General features: G+C 77.4%; 1 protein-coding gene. It reads left to right on the top strand.

Annotated features, from left to right (window positions below; genetic code table 11):
- Positions 1 to 643, top strand: a 643-nt coding sequence (locus AC1DWF_RS35560; protein ID WP_476843160.1) for a PDZ domain-containing protein, incomplete at both ends; no start/stop codon positions are given.

The raw sequence follows: 643 nt of genomic DNA, 5'->3' as shown, positions 1-643 counted from the left end.
CAATGGCCATGTGGAGCGCGGCTTCCTCGGCGCCACCACGCAGAACCTGACGCCGGCCCTCGCCAGCGCCATGCGCCTGCCGCGGCCCGAGGGCGCGCTGGTCGGCGACATCCAGCCGGACAGCCCCGCCGCCCGCGGCGGCCTGCGCCCCGGCGACGTGGTGACCAAGGTCGGCGATGCCGCCGTGGCCAACCCGCGTGACCTCGCCCGCCTGATCGGCGATAGCCGTCCGGGCAGCACCGTCCAGCTGACCGTTCAGCGTGACGGCCAGGCCCGCGATCTCAGCGTGACCCTGGCCACGCTGCAGGATGGTGAGGGCAACCCCGCCCGCGGCGCCAAGCCCGGCCAGCGCGGCGAGCGCGAGCAGCAGCGCGGCGGCCCGGTGGGCGTGGCGCTGGCTCCRATCGACGAGCAGGCCCGGCAGGCGCTGAACCTGCCCGAGGGCACCCGCGGCGCCGTGGTCGCGAGCGTCCGTCCCGAGAGCCCGGCCGCCGAGGCCGGCCTGCGCGAGGGCGACGTGATCGTGGGCGTCGGCGCCCGCGAGGTGGTCGACGTGAACGCGGTCGCCAATGCGATCCGCGAGGCCGGCCGCCAGCCGGGCGCCGCGGTGGCGCTGCGGATCATCCGCGAGGGCCAGAGCGCC

The sequence above is a fragment of the Aminobacter sp. P4_D5 genome (assembly GCF_056401815.1).
This window is presented reverse-complemented; position numbering and strand designations above follow the sequence as displayed.